Raw genomic sequence first — 13,892 nt, forward strand, 5'->3', positions numbered from 1 at the left:
GAAAGGAATGCGCCGGAATGCACCACGGTTCCTTGACCGGGATCAAGATTGCGACACTCGCCCCTCACGCTTCTGCCTGATAATTTTCGGCAATGTCCTTCCTGCGTTTGATATCTTCGATCATGGCCCGCACCTCCGCGCCTGCAGCCTCGATCACGTCCTGTGAGCGCCCGCGCACCACGATCTCGGTCGAAAATTTCTGACCCACGTAACGCGGGTACGAGCCGATGCTGGTTTCGGGATGTGCCTTCTGGATAGCCGTCAGTGGCGTGCCGATCTCGCCTTCGCCATAGGGGCAGGCGATTGCCAGCGAGAGGACAGGCGTACCCGTTCTCAGTGTCGGCAATACATTGTCGACCATCGCCTGGAAGACCTGCGGAACACCTGCCATGACATAGACATTGCCGATGATGAAGCCAGGCGCGGTCGATACCGGATTGGCGATATGGGCAGCGCCACGCGGCATGCGGGCCATGCGCTGGCGCGCCTCTGTGAATTCCATCTCCCGGCGCTTGTACATCTCGGCAAGCAGCACCATCGCCGCCGCATCGTGCTCGCAGGGCACACCAAAGGCTTTGGAGACAGCATCCGCGGTGATATCGTCATGCGTCGGCCCGATGCCGCCGGACGTGAAGACATAGTCATATTTGCGGCGTAGCGCGTTCAGCGCCTCGACGATCGCATCCTCCTCGTCGGCGACGATGCGAACCTCTTTCAGGTCGATGCCTGAAATGGTCAGCATATCGGCGAGGTGGCCAATATTCTTGTCCTTGGTACGGCCGGAAAGAAGCTCGTCGCCGATGGCAAGCATGGCGGCGGTGACGACAGTCTCATTGCTCATGGGGATATTTCCGTAGTGTGAAGCTCGCAAATAGGTAGCGCCGTTTGGTCGCTTTGCAAACGGCAAAGCGGAAAGCCCATTCAATCGAAAATGAAACGGCAAGTGAAATTTCGTCTACAGGCAGTGAACACTGCGTTCTTGTGCGCGGGGCTATGTTGGGCCGGATGCGCTGGTAGAACGATGGCAGTCACGAAATTCAATCATCCTTGATGGAGATAACAATGGCGAAGATTCTCGTCCTCTACTATTCGGCCTATGGCCACATCGAAACCATGGCTTACGCCGTAGCCGAAGGCGCAAAGTCTGCCGGCGCTGATGTTGTCGTCAAGCGCGTGCCGGAACTGGTCTCGGAAGAAGTCGCCAAGGCTTCCTATTACAAGCTCGACCAGGCAGCTCCGATTGCGACCGTCGACGAACTGACCGACTACGACGCGATCATCGTCGGTGCCGGCACGCGCTTCGGCACGGTTGCTTCCCAGATGCGCAATTTCTGGGACCAGACCGGCGGCCTCTGGTTCACCGGCAAGCTCGTCGGCAAGGTCGGCTCGATGTTCACCTCGTCCGCTACGCAGCACGGTGGCCAGGAATCGACAATCCTCGGTTTCGTCCCGACCTTCCTGCACCACGGCATGGCCTATGTCGGCCTTCCCTATGCCTTCCAAGGTCAGATGGGCACGGAAGAAGTAAAGGGCGGCTCGCCCTACGGCGCATCCACCATCACCAACGGTGACGGCTCACGCCAGCCTTCGGCAATCGAACTTGAAGCCGCCAAGTATCAGGGCGCGCATGTCGCCAAGATCGCGGCAAAGCTCGCCTGAGTTCAGCTTGAATCTTTTCGATGAACGGCGGTCCTTCGGGGCCGCCGTTTTATTTTGGGATGTTGTTCACCGCACAGTTTTTCGATCGCCAGCAGGGCAGCATAAACATTTTCTTGACGAATCCGCCTAAGTCGTTGATCTGGACGGCGCGCGAGCGTGGCGAAACTGGTAGACGCAAGGGACTTAAAATCCCTCGGCCTTAGGCTTTACGGGTTCGATCCCCGTCGCTCGCACCATCTTTATAAATGTGTTCGAATGTGCTTGTATAATGTGGATAAACCATAGGCAGTGCTTGTCTATGGCGCCGTTGCTGCAAGAAATGTAGGCATTGTGCGGTTGAGTAAGGGTTGTCTTAGTGGGAGTAAGACGATGGTTTACGACTGGGATGGAGCAAGAACGCGGCGCATCAGGCTCTTCAAGATGAGCGCTCTTCTCCTGTTGGGTACGGCTATGGCAGCGGTGCCGCTGTTCCTCTGGGCGGTGCAGTTCCGCGGCTTCTAGTTTTCCGATCCACTGCCAGTGTCTGGCAAATTACACAGCGGCATTCGCCCCGGTTTTCGTTTCACGCCATTTGTTAAAGACCCAGCCGGCGACCAGGCCGATTGCGGCGCCTGCTGCCTTGACGCCTGCATCGTGAAGGCGCGCATGCCGCGTCGGCGACAGGTATTGCAGATATTCGATCGCGAACGCACCGAGGATCAGCAGCACGGCAACCATTTTCCATTGCTTCGGATAGGCAAGAGCAAAAGCCAGCCCGGCCGCCAGATAAGCCGAGGCACGATCGATATCGGGTGTTTCGATCGTGTGGGGACGCAATTCGATCGGTGAAACTGTGACGAACACGATGAAGGCGAGAAGAAGCCATGCCAGCGGCTTTGTGATCTTGGATGTCATGCTGCTGTCATATTAGCAATTGCTATGGACCATCAAGTTAAAAGCCGTCCACCTGAGGGTGATTTTGGGCTTAATCCGAAGACGCGCTTAAGGAAGCCTTTCATCGAGCGAACCGCAAATAGCGCAAACGGGCTTCTTTCCGCTGCCTGCCTGTGTCATAGCGGCGTCAGGATTTTGAAGAATGGACGAACGCCCGTGACGAGACACGATGTCGAAGGCGCAGAAGAGGCAATGCGCAGCCTTTTCCCCGCCACGCCGCTGCAGCTCAATGATCACCTTTCCGCCCGCTACGGTGCCGATATCTGGCTGAAGCGCGAGGATCTGTCGCCGGTGCGCTCGTACAAGATCCGCGGCGCGTTCAATTTCTTCCGCAAGGCAATTGCCGAAGGGGCGGGCGGCAAGACTTTTGTCTGCGCATCGGCCGGCAATCACGCGCAGGGCTTTGCCTTCGTCTGCCGCCATTTCGGCGTCCCGGGCGTCGTCTTCATGCCGGTCACCACGCCGCAGCAGAAGATCGACAAGACCCGCATGTTTGGCGCCGGTTTCATCACCATTGAACTCATCGGCGATTTCTTCGATCAGTGCTACCAGGCTGCCCGCGATCACGTCGAGGCGATCGGTGGCGTCATGGTGCCGCCCTTCGATCATGTCGATATCATCGAGGGGCAGGCGACAGTGGCCGCCGAAATCATGCAGCAGCTTCCCGAAGGCGTTTTGCCTGACATGATCGTCCTGCCGGTCGGCGGCGGCGGGCTTGCCGCCGGCATTACCGGTTATCTCGATGGCATCGTCGCAAAGTCCGATTTCATCTTTACCGAACCTGCCGGCGCGCCGAGCTTGCGCCGCAGCCTTGAGGTGGGGCAGGTCGTGACACTTCCGAAGGTCGACAATTTCGTCGATGGCGCGGCCGTCGCCCGCATCGGTGACCTGAATTTCGCGGCTCTGAAGGGTTTCTCGGCCGATCAGGTCAGGCTGATGCCGGAAAATGCCATCTGCGTCACCATCCAGGAGATGCTGAACGTCGAAGGTGTCGTGCTGGAGCCGGCCGGCGCCCTGTCGCTGACGGCGATCGCCGCCATGGATCGCGCGGCCATCAAGGGCAAGACGATCGTTGCCGTCGTCTCTGGCGGCAATTTTGATTTCGAGCGGCTGCCCGATGTCAAGGAAAGGGCCATGCGCTACGCCGGCCTGAAGAAATACTTCATCCTGCGCCTTGCCCAGCGCCCTGGTGCGCTACGCGATTTCCTCAATCTGCTCGGACCGCATGACGACATCGCCCGCTTCGAATATCTGAAGAAATCGGCGCGCAATTTCGGTTCGATCCTGATCGGCATCGAAACGACGGCTCCGGAGAATTTTGCAACGCTGGTTGCCAATTTCGAAAGCGCGGGCATGGGCTTCGAAGACATTACCGAGAACGAGATCCTCGCAAACCTGATCATTTGACTTTGCGTCAACTGCACTGCGTGCTAAAGGCGGATTATGGCTTCGTTCCTTTCAAACATTCTTTCGGTATTCTCCGGCGGCGGCAAATCCTCCAGCGAGGCGGCTGCAGGTCCTTCCGGCGAGCCCCAGCTCTATGGTGATTGCACCATCTATGCCGAGCCGCAGAAGGAAGGCGGCCAGTATCGTCTTGCCGGCCGTATCGAAAAGAAGGTCGGCGAGGAGGTTTTGGTGCGCAAGTTCATTCGCGCAGATCTCTTCTCTTCGTCTGACGATGCGATCGAATGCACCGTGCGCAAGGCGCAGCAGATCATCGATCAGCACGGCCCTTCTCTCTTCAATGACGGCGAGAAGCTGCGTCAAGTGTAAGCACCCGTTGATCGGGCAGGACTTGTTCGAGCTACATTTCCCGTTGTTTTTCAAATCCATGACCGCATTCCAGCAACGGAAATTGCTGCTTTGCTCACCTAATCTTAAAGGATTGCGGTAAAGGTGGCGCCTGCAGGTTTTGCAGGGCGCCGCATGTGTTTGAGCTTTCCGGACGATTGACCAGAAAATCCGCTGCTGCGGCTGCGTCTCTCTCGCGCGGTCGCGCTGTCGGTGGAGGGCCGTGATGGAGCTCTTCAACACCGCGCTCGTCATCGTCGAAGCCGTCGGCTACTTCGCGCTGATGGTCAGCCTCCTGCATTTTCGTCAGCGCCTCGGACTGGGTGTTTTCCTGACTGCGCTCGGCGTCATGCATTTCATGGAGACCTACCTCGCTGCGGTCTTCTATGTTTCCCTGCCGTTCGGGAACGTCTCGCCGGGCTCTTCGATCTTCTTTTCCGGCAAGCTGATGATGATCCTCATGCTCTATCTGCAGGAGGATGCGTCGACCGTTCGCCAGCCGATCTATGGCCTGTTTTTCGGCAATCTCCTGACCGTTGCCATCGCCTGGGTGCTGCAGCTTCATCAGCCGCTGGAGCTGTCGCCGGGCCATCCGGCCGATGTCAACTTCCTGAAGGAAATGGGCTGGCTGATGGTATGGGGAACGGCAATCCTCTATCTCGACTCGCTCGGCATCATCCTGCTCTACGAGAAGCTCGGCGATTTCATGCGCCGGCGCGTGGTGCTGCGCTTCATGATCTCGGGCCTTGTGGTTCTGACCTTTGACCAGATCTGTTTCTTCAGCGGCCTGCATTATTTCGTGGGCGTCCCGATGGCGGCCTTCTGGGCGGGATGGAAAGCCAAGATGCTGGCCGTCTGCCTCTATTCCCTGATGTTTGCCGTCTACGAATATCACATCAGACGGAACGGCGTTGCAGCCTCGGCCCGCTCGATAAGCGACCTTTTCGGCGATCTGACATTCCGCGAACGCTACAACGATCTTCTGGAGCGCACCGGTCGCGATATGCTGACTGGTGTCTATGATCGCAGCCGCATGGAGCTGGAGGCGCCGCTGATGGTGCGCGAGGCGCTGCGGCAGGGTCAATATGCCACCGTTCTCATCATCGACGCAGATCACTTCAAGGACGTCAACGACGGCTTCGGCCATCTGCAGGGCGACGAGGTTCTGAAGGCCATCGCCAGCAGGCTCGGAACGACGCTGCGCTCCAGTGATCGTATCTTTCGTTTCGGCGGCGAAGAGTTCGTCGCCGTCTGCCCCGGTACAGGCCATGAGGAAGGCCTGCTCTTGGCGGAACGCCTGCGCTGGACGATCGTGACAAGTGTGAAGACACCCGACGATGCCTCGGTATCGGTTAGCATAGGGGTTGCCACTGCGGACGAGGACGGCGTCAGCTTCACAACCGTGCTGTCGGCGGCAGACAGCCGCCTTTATGATGCAAAGAAGAGCGGCCGCAACTGTGTCGTCGGCCGCTCCGGAGTGGTTAGGGTCGTCTAGATCCCGCGCGCTCAGGCGGCGCGGAAGACCTTGGCGCCGGAGGGAGCGCTCGTCATGCCGCCGTCGACGGTAATCTCGATCCCCGTAACATTGCTGGAATCGTCGGAGGCGAGATAGAGCGCAGCCTTTGCGATCTCGTCTGCTTCGCTCATGCGGCCAAGCGCACTCATGCTTCCGAGCTTTTCTTCGAGTGCCGACATCGCATCTTCCGTCTGCGCATAGGGCGACCAGATCGGTGTGCGCGTGCCGCCCGGCGTTACCTGATTGACGCGGATACCGCGCGGCGCAAGTTCGGAGGCAAGGTTGCGGGTCATGGAGCGCACGGCGCCCTTCGTGGCGGCATAGGCCGACCAGCCTGGTGCGCCGAGAACGGCATGGACCGAGCCGTTGAGGATGACGGATGCGCCATCATTCAGATGCGGAAACGCTGACTGAACCGTGAAGAAGACCGAGGTCAGGTTGGTGCTGATGATCTTTTCGAACTGTTCCAGCGACGTCTGGCCGAGCGGCGTTGCGCCGCCGATACCGGCATTGGCAAAGACGATATCGAATTTGCCGACGGCGGAAGCTGCCTCGGTGAAGATCTTCTCCGCGGCCGCTACGTCGGTCAGATCAATCTTCAGTGCGAGCACGTCGCCGCCAAGCGCTTTCTTGGCCGCTGCGAGCGTTTCCGGGTTACGGCCGGTAATGATGACCTTCGCGCCTTCGGCAACGAAAACCTTGGCGGTGGCAAGCCCGATACCGCTGTTGCCGCCGGTGATGAGCGCGACCTTGTTCTTGAGACGCATGGGAATGGCTCCTATTGGAAAATGTCCCGATCTGGATTATGATCGATATCTAGAAGGATTATGATCATAATCCAGATAAGTCAAGTCCGCATGTCGGGAGATTTCAATGGGCCATTCGCAACTGGAAAAACAGAAGACGCACGACAGGATCATCGAGATCGCGTCCAGGCGCCTCCGGGAGAAGGGGCTTGAGGGTATCGGCGTTGCCGACCTGATGAAGGAGGCCGGGCTGACGGTCGGCGGCTTTTACAAGCATTTTGCGTCACGCGATGAGATGGTGGCGGAAGCCATGAAACTGGCTTTCGGATCCTGGGAAGCGAAAGTGCGTTCAGAGGGCAGGGCGCCGGCAGATATTCCGATCGCGGAATATTCCGCCAACTATCTGAGCGAGGTTCATCGTGACGACGTAAGCGGCGGCTGCCCTTTTGCTGCGCTGACGGCCGATCTCGCCCGCAGCGACGGGAAATGCCGGTCGCTTGCGACCGAGCAGCTGAAGACGAATCTGGAGAACATGACAGACCGTATGAGCGCGGGCGATGAGGCTGAGGCGCGCCGCAAGGCAATCATCGTCTCGTGCCTGATGAGTGGCGCGCTCGGCCTTGCGCGCATCGCGGATGATGAAAAACTCTCCGACGAAATTCTGGAAACGGCCCGAGCTTTCGTCAATGATTTCTAGGCAAAATGAAAGGGCCGGCTTGCGCCGGCCCCTCGAGTGGAACTTCGAATTTGCAGGTTAGGCAGCGAGAGCAAGCTCGTCGACGCGCGACTTTGCGGCGCCGATAGCCTTTTCTGCAGCTTCCGGGCCGAAGGCGAGGCCTTCGACATAGATGGTCTCAATGTCGGCAATGCCGAGGAAGCCGAGAACCGACTTCAGGTAAGGAACCGCATGATTCATGCCGGCAGCCGGACCCTGGGAATATACGCCGCCCGAAGCAAGGACGACATAGACCTTCTTGCCGGTAGCAAGGCCGACCGGGCCGCTTTCGGTATACTTGAAGGTCAGACCGGCGCGGGCCACATTATCGATCCAGGTCTTCAGCGAAGAATAGATGTTGAAATTGATAAGGCCGGTGCCGATGACGATGCTGTCGGCTGCGAGCAGTTCATTGACCAACTCGTCGGACGTTTTTACGGCAGCAGCTTCCTGAGCCGTGCGGGCTTCCGGCGGCTTGCGAATAGCGGCGGTGAACAGATCGTCGATGTGCGGAAGCGGATTTGCGGCAAGGTCGCGGCGAACGACGACGCTACCCGGGGCTTGGGCCTTGAGCTTGTCGGCAAGCTCGACAGCAATCGACGTGGAAAGCGACTCTGAACGCGGGCTGGACGTCAGAAGAAGGATGGAAGACATGGTTGAATTTCCTCTCGAATTGGGTTTCAGCGGCGTTTGGGAACGGCAAACCGCTGTGTTCGAGAAAAGAAATAAGACTGGCCTGCTATCGAAAAAACTGGGATAATGTCGATCAAAATTATCGATGGATTGGATGGACGATGCTTCCCAACCCGACACTTGATCAATTGCAGGTTTTCCTGACTGTCGCCGAAACCGGCAGTTTTTCGGCCGCGTCACGCGTGCTGAACCGCGCGCAGTCGGTCATCAGCTATACGATCGCCAATCTGGAAGCCCAGCTTGAAATACCGCTTTTCGAGCGTTCAGGCGCCCGCCAGCCGAAGCTGACGGATGCCGGCAAGGCAATGCTGGAAGATGCCCGCCGCCTGATGGCCGATCTCGAGGTGATGCGCGCCCGCGTCAAGAGCATCAAGCAGGGGCTGGAGGCGGAGCTTTCTCTGGCGATCAGCGTCATGGTCCCGGCCAATGCCGTCATGATGGAGTTGCGCGAATTTCGCGAGAAATTCCCGGGCGTTGCGCTGAACCTCAACGTCGGCGAGCTCGGAATGGTCATGGACATGGTGCTGAACGGCAAGGCCGATATCGGCATTGGCGGCGCGCTCGTGCGGCAGGGAGATTCGCTGGTAGCCGAAAAGATCGGCTATTCCTTTATGGTTCCTGTCGTTGCGCCCGATCATCCGTTGGCGCGCATCGAACGGCCACTGACGCTGGCCGATGTGCGCGAAGAAATCCAGCTCGTCGTTTCCGATGCCTCTGGGTTGACCAAGGGCCGGGATTTCAATGTCCTGTCCTACAGGACATGGCGCGTCAGCGACATAGCAACCAAGCACCAGCTCATCAAAGGCGGGCTTGGCTGGGGTGGATTGCCGGTCTCTCTCGTCGGTGACGACATCATGAAAGGCAACCTCATCGCCATCAAGCTCGATGCCTACGAACAGGGCGAATACCCGATCTATGCCACGCACAAGGCGGCCAATCCGCCGGGCCCGGCGGGCAGATGGCTGGTCGAGGCTTTTCGCCGGCGGCTCTCAATGTGCCCGAGCCATGGCGAAATGGTCAGCATGCTCGGTATAGACGAACTGCATGCGATGCCGGAGGCCGCGGAATAGTCACAAGCTTGACGGGTTTCAGGCCTTTGTTATAACGGCGCCACGGTCTGCAGTTCACCGAGGCGTCGCCGTCCCGCAAGGGAAGCTAAACCTGCTCCAGAAAGATCATCAGCACTTGTCCTGTGCCGAAGTCGAAAGCCGGCGACCACCGACACCCTTTTGCGGAAGCGGCGCGTTGAGGATGAGACGTGACCAGATCTACCTTTCCAATGGAAATCGCCGATCTTTCGGCTTTTGCCAAATCTCTCCGCAAGCAGATCGAAGCGCTCGCTGACAAGCCGAGCCATGTCGATATGCTCAATCTGCTGACGCGCGCGGCGGGTTATCGCAACTACCAGCATTTCCGCAGCATGGCGCAGTCCGCCGAAGTCCTGAAGGACTGGAACCTGAAGCAGGATCCCGAGCCCTTGCCGGACGAGGATCGCGTGCTGAAGGCATCGCGCCATTATGATGGCAGCGGCAGACTGATCCGCTGGCCGGGCAGGAGAGGGCTACAGGAGCTTTGCCTTTGGGTTCTGTGGTCGAAAATACCGGCGGGCACGGAACTGACGGAGCGTGAAATCAGCGATTTGCTGGACCGCCTGCATCTCTTCAGCGATCCGGCGCTCTTGCGCCGCGAACTCTTCGATTTCGGGCTTGTCCACCGTACGCGGGACGGCAGACGATATCACCGCCTCGAAAAGAAGCCGCCGGCCGAACTTGGCCTGCTTCTCCGGCGCGTTGAAGCCAAGGCAGAGACGGCTTGAGCGAAAAAAGGAGCGCGGTTGATGAAACCGCGCCCCTGCGGCTTCAGAGAACCAGCCTGAACTTCGTGAATCCCTCGGCGCCTTCGCCGGCATCCTCGATCTTCACGCTCTTGACGTCGGCGAGATACTGTTTGGCTTTAGGGCCGCTTTCGAAAACGACCGTCGTGCCGGGCAGGGGCTTGAAGGTCCAGTTGCCGTCGGCTGTTGGATTGATCGTGCCCTGATCATGGACATAGCGCACGATAACATCCCGGTTGGTGTCCGGCGCCTGGAAGATCACCTTGTCGGAAGCGATGTCAGGGAAGCTGCCGCCGCCGCCCGCACGATAATTGTTGGAAACGACGACGAATTTCTGCGCCGGATCGATCGGCTTGCCCTCGAAGGCAAGGTTCTGGATTCGGTTGGAAGTCGGATTGACGGCCTTGCCAGACGAATCATATTTCGGCGGCTGTGACAGATCGATCTGATAGGTCACGCCATCGATCACGTCGAAATTGTAGGACGGGAAGTCGTTGTTGAGGAGCGCCGCATCCTTCGCGCCGGGCTCGATGTGGTTGAACATGCCGGCGGACATTTCCAGCCAGTTCTTCACCTGCGCACCGGTGATGGCGACGGCTTGAACCGTATTCGGATAAAGATAGAGGTCGGCGACGTTCTTGATGGCAATATCGCCGGCGGGAACGTCTGTATAATAGTCGGCACCGCCGCGACCGCCGGCCTTGAAGGGGGCTGCGGCGGAGAGAACCGGCAGATCCTTGAACTGCGTATCGGCCAGCATCTGCTTGATGTACCAGGTCTGAGCCTGCGAGACGATCTGCACGGAAGGATCGTCTGCGACCAGCGCAAAGTAGGAATAGAGCGGCGCGGAGGTTTTGCCGACCGGCGTGCGGACATAGGCAAGCGTTGCCTCGTGCTCTGCCTTCGCCGCTTCAACGACTTCCTTCTTGTCGGCGACGTCGGCCACGACTTTTTTCTTGTCGTCGCGATGATAGATCGGCCGCGCTTCCGACGTGAAGTCGACGATTTTCCAGCTGTTGCCGTCTTTCTCCAGCAGCAGGTCGATCAGGCCGAGATGCGAGCCCCAGAAGCCGGCCATGACGGCGGGCTTGCCGTGCAGCGTACCCTTGACCGGATCGGCATTGGCAATGCCATCCCAGGTTTTCGGGCCGGGGAAGACAAGATGCTGGTGACCGGTGAAGATCGCGTCGATGCCTTCGACGGCAGCGAGATGCAGCGAAGCATTTTCCATTTTTTCGGATGGGCCGGAACCGTCGATGCCGGAGTGGGAAAGGGCGATGACGATATCTGCGCCGGCTTCCTTCATGGCCGGCACCCAGGCCTTGGCGGCCTGGACGATATCGCGCGTCTGTGCCTTGCCTTCGAGGTTCTTGATATCCCAGAGCATGATCTGGGGTGGCACGAAGCCGATGAAGCCGATCTTGACCGGGCTTTCATTGCCGGAGCCGTCCTTGATCTGTTTTTCGACGATGATGTACGGCTTGAAGAACAGCTCGTCCTGCTTGGGATCGGAGGCAAGCTGACCCTTGGTCAGGTTGGCGCAGACGAAGGGGAAGTTCGCACCGTTCAGCACCTTGAACATGAAGTCCAGGCCGTAGTTGAATTCGTGATTTCCGAGCGTGCCGACGGTATAGTCGAGCGTATTCATGGCCTTGATGACCGGATGCACGTCGCCATCCTTCATGCCGTGCTGATAGGCCATGTAGTCACCCATCGGATTGCCCTGCAGCACGTCGCCATTGTCGATCAGCAGCGAATTGGCAGCTTCCGCACGTATCGTGTCGATGATTGTTGCCGTGCGCGACAGGCCCATCGTGTCGTTCGGCTTGTCTGCATAATAGTCGTAAGGGAAAACGTTGACGTGAATGTCGGTCGTTTCCATCAGCCGCAGATGCGCCTGGTTTGCGGCAGCGCGGGCGCTGAACGGATGAAGCAGCACGAGAGCGGAAGTAGCGGCAAGGCCGCCGAGCAGGGAACGGCGGCTCATTGCAGGCGCATCGAAAATGGAAGACATGGAAACACTCCTTTTGACATTACGCATCACCCGGTTCGGCGAACTTAGGATGATTGGCGAAGGAGTACATCTTGAAAATGACAGAACGGCAAAGACGGTGCCGCGAATGCGGCAAGCCTGAGCCTACCGGACGCGCGGCACGTCGCGATGGAAGAAGCGGAAGTAGGAGGCAATGAGCGCGCGCGCATTGGAATTGACATCGAACTGGATGCCGACGCGGCCATTGTGTTTCCAGCGAACGACCCCATCGAGCAGGCCGAGGTCTTCCGCTTCGATGCGTACCTTGCTGCCGGCGGCCGCATAAAGCGGGGCTTTCACCTCGAGTGCCGCACCCGTGGCGGAAAGATCGAGGATGCGGGCGTCTATCTGGCTGTTCATATAGCTGATCTTGCCGAAGACGCGGCAATTCCTGCGGTCCGCCTTGCGGGCGGTGATCTTGAGGTTACGTGTCATGCTTGTCCCCATGAAGAATTCGGGAAAAGCATAAACGCGGAAAATTGAAATGCCTTTAGAGGCTTGTTTAAAATTGCGCCGAAAATCTCAATTCGGCACGGCCGCCCGTCGCGCCACGACATGCTCGCGCCAGACCGTGAATATACCGGCCGCAACCACGATGATCGAGCCGACGATCATATTCAGCGTCAGCGTCTCCCCGTAGATCAATACACCGAGGATCGAGGCGTAGACGAGCTGGATATAGGTGAGCGGCTGGACGGCCGCTGCATCGAGACTGTCATAGGCGCGGATCAGGAAATAATGGCTTGATGTACCGGTCAGGCAGACGGCGAGCATCCAGATCCAGTCCCAGCCCTGAATCGGCGTCCAGTAAAAGGGGCCAGCAAGCGTCATGACGAAAGCGCCGACGATGCCTGTATAGAAGAAGCTCGTCATCGCCGAATCCTGCCGGCTCACGTAACGCGTGGCGATCACGTAAAGTGCGAAGTTGAGGCAGGAGACCACCGCAAGAAGCAAGTTCACGTCAAAGAACCCGCCTTCCGGCTTGAGGATCAGCAACACGCCACAAAGTCCGACGCCGATGGCCGTCCAGCGGCGCCAGCCAACCTTTTCGCCGAGCAGCGGAATGGCAAGCAACGCGACGATGATGGGGGTGGCGGCAAAGATTGCCTGCGAATGCGCCAGCCCGATCAGCGAAAAACAGGTGATTGCCAGTACCACCTGCGTGGCAAGCAGGATGCCGCGTGAGACCTGCAGAAATGGGTGCTTGGTGCGGGCGGTTGCGGCGATGCCGCCGCGCATTTTCGAGGCCAGAACCACGGTGAACAACCCGAAGGCCCAATAGCGCACCATCGTCACGAAGATAGGCGAATAGGCTGAACCAAGATGCTTCGAGATCGCGTCCTGCGCAGAAAAGATCGTCAGCGCGAGGAGCAGGAAGATATAGCCGTGAGTCTTGGATTTCATGTCTTGCCGTTGAAGCGGAATACCCGCGACGTCAAGCTAGGACAGGATTCCGGGGGGCTTTGCAAGGGCTCAGAGGCCTACATTCGGCCTGTCGATGATTTCGCGCAGCGCAAAGCTTGAGTTGATCTTCACCACGTGCGGCAGCGCCGAAAGCCAGTCTCGGTGGATGCGCTCGTAATCTTCCAGATCGCGGGCGGCGACCCGCAGGATATAGTCGTACTCGCCGGACATCAGATAGCAGACGAGCACGTTCGGGCAGCGCTTCACCGCCGCTTCGAATTCCGACAATGTCTTGGCGAACTGGCCAGACAGCGAAATGTGCACGATCGCGATCATCTTGTAATCGAGCGCCTTGTGCGAAAGCCGCGCATGGTAGCCGCCGATGACACCGCTTTTTTCAAGAATGTCGAGCCGCCGCGAACAGGCCGAAGGCGACAGCCCGACCTTATCGGCGAGTTCCGCATTGGTGATGCGAGCATTGATCTGCAATGCCTTCAGAATCGCAAGATCGATATTGTCGAGGTCTGACATTCGAAGAACCTTCGAAAATTGGGGCGACAACGCAATAA

At 58.5% G+C, this 13,892-nt stretch carries 15 protein-coding genes, 1 tRNA gene and 1 pseudogene; 9 read left to right on the forward strand and 8 right to left on the reverse strand.

The annotated features are described in order from the left end of the window. Positions 1-64: 64 nt before the first annotated feature. On the reverse strand, positions 65-841 hold the full coding sequence (locus FHT93_RS00305) for a competence/damage-inducible protein A (protein ID WP_018115473.1): 777 nt from the start codon (positions 839-841) through the stop codon (positions 65-67). Positions 842-1,062: 221 nt separating this feature from the next. Here FHT93_RS00305 and wrbA point away from each other — a divergent pair, with 221 nt between their 5' ends. From wrbA to FHT93_RS35870, 3 genes are all read left to right on the forward strand, one after another. After that, complete coding sequence (gene wrbA / locus FHT93_RS00310; protein WP_018115472.1) at positions 1,063-1,659, forward strand: NAD(P)H:quinone oxidoreductase type IV; 597 nt, start codon at positions 1,063-1,065, stop codon at positions 1,657-1,659. A gap of 150 nt (positions 1,660-1,809) precedes the next feature. After that, a tRNA-Leu gene (locus tag FHT93_RS00315) sits at positions 1,810-1,895 on the forward strand. A 133-nt stretch (positions 1,896-2,028) separates the two neighbouring features. Then, complete coding sequence (locus tag FHT93_RS35870) at positions 2,029-2,160, forward strand: hypothetical protein (RefSeq protein ID WP_018115471.1); 132 nt, start codon at positions 2,029-2,031, stop codon at positions 2,158-2,160. A gap of 30 nt (positions 2,161-2,190) precedes the next feature. Here the strand turns inward: FHT93_RS35870 and FHT93_RS00320 are convergent, their stop codons facing one another. Continuing rightward, positions 2,191-2,553, reverse strand: a complete 363-nt coding sequence (locus tag FHT93_RS00320; RefSeq protein WP_018115470.1) for an antibiotic resistance protein VanZ — start codon at positions 2,551-2,553, stop codon at positions 2,191-2,193. 195 nt (positions 2,554-2,748) lie between these two features. On the opposite strand from FHT93_RS00320, the gene ilvA reads away from it, so the two are divergent. From ilvA to FHT93_RS00335, 3 genes are all read left to right on the forward strand, one after another. Beyond that, the gene (ilvA, locus tag FHT93_RS00325; RefSeq protein WP_183845866.1) at positions 2,749-3,999 is read left to right on the forward strand and encodes a threonine ammonia-lyase; all 1,251 of its coding nucleotides are present in this window, start codon (positions 2,749-2,751) and stop codon (positions 3,997-3,999) included. 36 nt (positions 4,000-4,035) lie between these two features. Beyond that, positions 4,036-4,365 carry an HlyU family transcriptional regulator gene (locus FHT93_RS00330; protein ID WP_183845867.1) on the forward strand — a complete coding sequence of 110 codons (330 nt, stop codon included), beginning with the start codon at positions 4,036-4,038 and terminating at the stop codon, positions 4,363-4,365. A 241-nt stretch (positions 4,366-4,606) separates the two neighbouring features. Continuing rightward, positions 4,607-5,878 carry a GGDEF domain-containing protein gene (locus FHT93_RS00335; protein WP_183845868.1) on the forward strand — a complete coding sequence of 424 codons (1,272 nt, stop codon included), beginning with the start codon at positions 4,607-4,609 and terminating at the stop codon, positions 5,876-5,878. A gap of 11 nt (positions 5,879-5,889) precedes the next feature. On the opposite strand, the gene FHT93_RS00340 is transcribed toward FHT93_RS00335, so the two are convergent. Beyond that, the gene (locus tag FHT93_RS00340; protein ID WP_018115466.1) at positions 5,890-6,666 is read right to left on the reverse strand and encodes an SDR family oxidoreductase; all 777 of its coding nucleotides are present in this window, start codon (positions 6,664-6,666) and stop codon (positions 5,890-5,892) included. Between the two features lie 106 nt (positions 6,667-6,772). Between FHT93_RS00340 and FHT93_RS00345 the strand changes: the two genes are divergently transcribed. Further along, positions 6,773-7,342, forward strand: a complete 570-nt coding sequence (locus tag FHT93_RS00345; protein WP_018115465.1) for a TetR/AcrR family transcriptional regulator — start codon at positions 6,773-6,775, stop codon at positions 7,340-7,342. A gap of 57 nt (positions 7,343-7,399) precedes the next feature. Here FHT93_RS00345 and FHT93_RS00350 read toward each other — a convergent pair whose 3' ends face one another. Then, complete coding sequence (locus FHT93_RS00350) at positions 7,400-8,014, reverse strand: FMN-dependent NADH-azoreductase (RefSeq protein WP_018115464.1); 615 nt, start codon at positions 8,012-8,014, stop codon at positions 7,400-7,402. A gap of 140 nt (positions 8,015-8,154) precedes the next feature. Here FHT93_RS00350 and FHT93_RS00355 point away from each other — a divergent pair, with 140 nt between their 5' ends. After that, positions 8,155-9,123, forward strand: a complete 969-nt coding sequence (locus tag FHT93_RS00355; RefSeq protein ID WP_183845869.1) for a LysR family transcriptional regulator — start codon at positions 8,155-8,157, stop codon at positions 9,121-9,123. 188 nt (positions 9,124-9,311) lie between these two features. Continuing rightward, positions 9,312-9,869 (forward strand): DUF2087 domain-containing protein, encoded by a 558-nt coding sequence (locus FHT93_RS00360; RefSeq protein WP_029616513.1) that lies wholly within the window; start codon positions 9,312-9,314, stop codon positions 9,867-9,869. Between the two features lie 43 nt (positions 9,870-9,912). Here the strand turns inward: FHT93_RS00360 and FHT93_RS00365 are convergent, their stop codons facing one another. The 4 genes and pseudogenes from FHT93_RS00365 to FHT93_RS00380 form a co-directional block, all read right to left on the reverse strand. After that, the gene (locus tag FHT93_RS00365; protein WP_183845870.1) at positions 9,913-11,901 is read right to left on the reverse strand and encodes a bifunctional 2',3'-cyclic-nucleotide 2'-phosphodiesterase/3'-nucleotidase; all 1,989 of its coding nucleotides are present in this window, start codon (positions 11,899-11,901) and stop codon (positions 9,913-9,915) included. Positions 11,902-12,039: 138 nt separating this feature from the next. Beyond that, positions 12,040-12,354 (reverse strand): annotated as a pseudogene (locus FHT93_RS00370) (PilZ domain-containing protein); the annotation flags it as partial. Between the two features lie 87 nt (positions 12,355-12,441). Then, complete coding sequence (locus tag FHT93_RS00375) at positions 12,442-13,323, reverse strand: DMT family transporter (RefSeq protein ID WP_113203006.1); 882 nt, start codon at positions 13,321-13,323, stop codon at positions 12,442-12,444. Between the two features lie 69 nt (positions 13,324-13,392). Beyond that, positions 13,393-13,854, reverse strand: a complete 462-nt coding sequence (locus FHT93_RS00380) for an Lrp/AsnC family transcriptional regulator (protein ID WP_018115458.1) — start codon at positions 13,852-13,854, stop codon at positions 13,393-13,395. Positions 13,855-13,892: the final 38 nt, after the last annotated feature.

Source organism: Rhizobium sp. BK379 (assembly GCF_014193955.1).
Lineage (GTDB): Bacteria > Pseudomonadota > Alphaproteobacteria > Rhizobiales > Rhizobiaceae > Rhizobium.

Coding starts and splice junctions, on each gene's coding strand:
- FHT93_RS00305 (WP_018115473.1), bottom strand. CDS start 841: ATGAGCAATGAGACTGTCGTCACCGCCGCCATGCTTGCCATCGGCGAC.
- wrbA (WP_018115472.1), top strand. CDS start 1,063: ATGGCGAAGATTCTCGTCCTCTACTATTCGGCCTATGGCCACATCGAA.
- FHT93_RS35870 (WP_018115471.1), top strand. CDS start 2,029: ATGGTTTACGACTGGGATGGAGCAAGAACGCGGCGCATCAGGCTCTTC.
- FHT93_RS00320 (WP_018115470.1), bottom strand. CDS start 2,553: ATGACATCCAAGATCACAAAGCCGCTGGCATGGCTTCTTCTCGCCTTC.
- FHT93_RS00330 (WP_183845867.1), top strand. CDS start 4,036: ATGGCTTCGTTCCTTTCAAACATTCTTTCGGTATTCTCCGGCGGCGGC.
- FHT93_RS00340 (WP_018115466.1), bottom strand. CDS start 6,666: ATGCGTCTCAAGAACAAGGTCGCGCTCATCACCGGCGGCAACAGCGGT.
- FHT93_RS00345 (WP_018115465.1), top strand. CDS start 6,773: ATGGGCCATTCGCAACTGGAAAAACAGAAGACGCACGACAGGATCATC.
- FHT93_RS00350 (WP_018115464.1), bottom strand. CDS start 8,014: ATGTCTTCCATCCTTCTTCTGACGTCCAGCCCGCGTTCAGAGTCGCTT.
- FHT93_RS00355 (WP_183845869.1), top strand. CDS start 8,155: ATGCTTCCCAACCCGACACTTGATCAATTGCAGGTTTTCCTGACTGTC.
- FHT93_RS00365 (WP_183845870.1), bottom strand. CDS start 11,901: ATGTCTTCCATTTTCGATGCGCCTGCAATGAGCCGCCGTTCCCTGCTC.
- FHT93_RS00375 (WP_113203006.1), bottom strand. CDS start 13,323: ATGAAATCCAAGACTCACGGCTATATCTTCCTGCTCCTCGCGCTGACG.
- FHT93_RS00380 (WP_018115458.1), bottom strand. CDS start 13,854: ATGTCAGACCTCGACAATATCGATCTTGCGATTCTGAAGGCATTGCAG.